Raw genomic sequence first — 3,463 nt, 5'->3', positions numbered from 1 at the left:
CAACAAGTACAACAAGTACAACAAGTATTACAAGTAACCACTAATATAAGAGATAAGTTCTTAATTCAATTGTTATTTGAAACGGGATTGCGTATTGGAGAAGCTCTCGCTCTTTTCATGGAGGATTTTGTTTATGACCATCAAAAAGGTCATCGGATTCGTTTAGTAGAACGAGGGCATTAGAAAACAGTGCAATGTTAAAAACTGGAGAACGTGAAATTTATGTATCGCAATCCTTAATGGATTTATATGGTGATTACTTGTATGAAGTGCTTGATGAATTAGAATTTGATTCAAACTTTGTTTTTGTAAAATTAAGAGGAAAAGATGTGGGGAAACCAATGGAATATTGGAACGTTGAGTCTCTATTTAAGCGTTTAAAAAAGAAAACAGGGAAACCTACATCCGCACCTATTTCGTCATACACACGCTACAATTTTCTACCAGAAAACCAAGGATATTAAGCAAGTGCAAGAACGATTAGGACATTCTCAAATTCAAACAACAATGAATTTGTACCTACATCCTTCTGATGAAGATATTCGAGAAGATTGGAATAAAGCATAATCTGAATTTAACCTGAAGAAAAAATTGAAAGGAATTACTGTATGAAGAAAATCGAGAGTGTTCAGGTAGAAGAAATAGATGCACGTGAGCATCCTAATAATGTATTTACAGGTGTAAATAATGATTGTAAACCTTGCACATTTATATTATTATAAAATCAAGAATAACTGCATTTCTCGACGATAAAATATCCCATGTCAAATCCTGCTTAATAGTAGGATTCTTTTTTATGTATAAATTCATTTTCCACATGTTAACCGAACGAATATATTACCTATTGATTTTCACTTTAAATAGTGGAAGCACCACATCGCTATCAAGTTAACAAAAGTTAATACTCCAAAAATGAAAATTTTATCCTTTCATACGAACCACAACATATTTTTGTTTTGTAAAATCATGCGATCTTTAATTTGCTGAGAACTTGGTTTAATACAAAATATAAATAGAAAAAATCCCTAACAATATCCAAAACAATGGTTAGGGATTTTTTATTCTTTATTAAAAGATTAACAGGTGACTTGCAAAGCAAGTTACCTGATTTTACTATAGATTCCTTAGGCTTTTCTGACTCATTCTCTTTATTTGCCGCTTCTAAAAATGTAGCAATATAATCCAATAGAAAAAATATTTACACTATCATTATAGGTTTATATATCTATACTAAACATTCAGTATATATATTCTCAATTCAATTGCTATTATTCCTGTGTTAAGTTATTAGTGAAAAATAGATTTTAACAATTAATTAATATTACAAGACATACGGAATTGTATCAATTTAGTAATATGTATATGAATAGAATGGAGGAATAATTTTGTATAAGGTATCACAATTTAATGTACCTTTTAAAAAAGATAATATTAATTTTCTATATAATAGCCATACAGGAGCGTTTGTTAAAATTTCTGATGAATATAAGGATACTATAAAAAAAATTAGCAAAAGAGATTATAATGAGATTCCTAATTTACATTTAGAAGAATTAACTAGGGCTGGTTTTATAGTAGAAAATTCTTTAGATGAATACGGTGTTTACCACTATTTAACTAATAAGAGCCGTTTTGGAAGTGAATATTTAGGTTTAACCATAGCAACTACATTACAATGCAATTTTCGATGTCCATATTGTTATGAAAATCATGTAGATGAATATATTGAGGGACAAAAAGAAGAAGATTTGAAAAAATTCATTCAAAATAACTTAAGAAATAAGACTGAATTTTCTGTTACGTGGTATGGTGGTGAACCATTATTAAAAAAAGATCTTATAGATAGAATGTCAAAGTATATATTAACAATATGCAAAGAAAAAAATATTCAATTTAGAGCTAAAATGGTTTCAAATGGATATTTACTTAATAGAAAAATTGCAGAACATTTAGTCCAAGAGAATAACGTTAAATATGTACAAATCACATTGGACGGTGGCCCAGAGACGCATGATGTGACTAGAATCTTAAGAAATAAGCAAGGTTCTTTCAATAAAATTTTAAATAATATTAAAGAAATACAAGATATTATACAAGTCGGAATTCGTGTAAATGTTTCAAAAGAAAACGTTGCAGATGTGTATAAGCTTTTTCCTATTCTAATGAATCAAGGATTAAACAACAAAGTTTCCGTGTATTTTGCTCCAGTAGGGGCATACAATGACGTTTGTCAATCTATTAGTGAATCCTGTCTAGTAACAAGGGAGTTTGCAAAATGGGAGACAGATTTGATTGAATACGCTGATAAGATTGGCTTCAATATGGGAAATCTTTATCCTAAAAATCGTGGTGGTTGGGTTTGTCAAGCTGTAGATAATAACTCTTTTGTTGTGGATGCCTACGGTGATTTATTTAAATGCTGGCATGAAGTTGGAAATAAAAAATTAAGAGTAGGGAATTTAGCAGAAGGCATTACTTCGTTACAAACCTTAACAAAATGGATGAATTGGGAATTGCCAAACAAATGCAAGACATGTAATATTATGCCTCTTTGTAAAGGAAGATGCCCTGAACTGAGTTTAGAAAAACAAGATTTTGAATGTGATCAATTAAAATATAATATCAAAGATAGATTATATAGATATTACATAAAAAATCCTATCGATAAACAAAAAGTACCGGAAACTGAGGTTATTAAACAATCTAGTTAATAAAAGAGTTGAGATATACTTTTAGTGAAAGGAGGTGAATATAATGGAGTACATTGTAAAGCCAATTACATTAAATCCTAAGGATAACAGTGATCGATTAGAGTGTGGTATTAAGTTTAATTAAGACTTAATGATAACAGAAATCGATAAGAGTAGGTTTTTAACAAAAGGATATGTCGTTTCCATCATATATGGTAAGATATATCCTTTTGTGTATTTTTCTTTTCTTAGCTACATAGGGATGTGGTACAACCCCTTGTTAAAGTTTTTTTAGTAATTTAATTTGCATAAACATATTTATGTTCAATTAATATTATAGAGTATATAAAAAGACACTATAATATACATAGTGTCTTTTTATATGTTGACTAGTTCTGAAAGAAAATGTAGTGATTAATCATAATTTGTTGGATGCTTCTTGGTTAATTCTATTATAACATTAACATAGAAGAATTTAAATGCATTTATGCATATATATAATTTTAATTGTATTTTAGACACATCTGAATTTCTTTCTTTCGATTTCCAAAAATTCCATTTTCTTTATTTTTATATCTATACTATAATTTAACTGCTAAATCGTAAAAAAGGAGTTCTAATAGATATGGAGATGAGAAACTTACAAAAACTAATTGAAGACAAGAAAGTAGAATTAATTAAACTTGTAAATAAATATGGATTTAGACATCAGCAGGTGCTAAGTTTAAGTCAAGATATAGATAAGTTATTGAACTACCCCCACTTTCACTTCG

Annotated in this window: 2 protein-coding genes and 1 pseudogene; all 3 read left to right on the top strand. The window is 28.8% G+C overall.

Translation table 11 applies throughout. The features are described from left to right. Positions 1–567, top strand: a pseudogene (locus RT27_RS32160) (tyrosine-type recombinase/integrase); the annotation flags it as partial. 818 nt (positions 568–1,385) lie between these two features. After that, on the top strand, positions 1,386–2,711 hold the full coding sequence (locus tag RT27_RS32155; protein ID WP_043939501.1) for a radical SAM protein: 1,326 nt from the start codon (positions 1,386–1,388) through the stop codon (positions 2,709–2,711). A 604-nt stretch (positions 2,712–3,315) separates the two neighbouring features. Then, the coding region (locus RT27_RS32150; RefSeq protein WP_043939499.1) for an aspartyl-phosphate phosphatase Spo0E family protein at positions 3,316–3,463 on the top strand (148 nt) is incomplete at its 3' end.

Source organism: Bacillus sp. L_1B0_5, assembly GCF_000836715.1.
Classification (GTDB): Bacteria; Bacillota; Bacilli; order Bacillales; family Bacillaceae_G; genus Bacillus_A; species Bacillus_A thuringiensis_S.
This window is presented reverse-complemented; position numbering and strand designations above follow the sequence as displayed.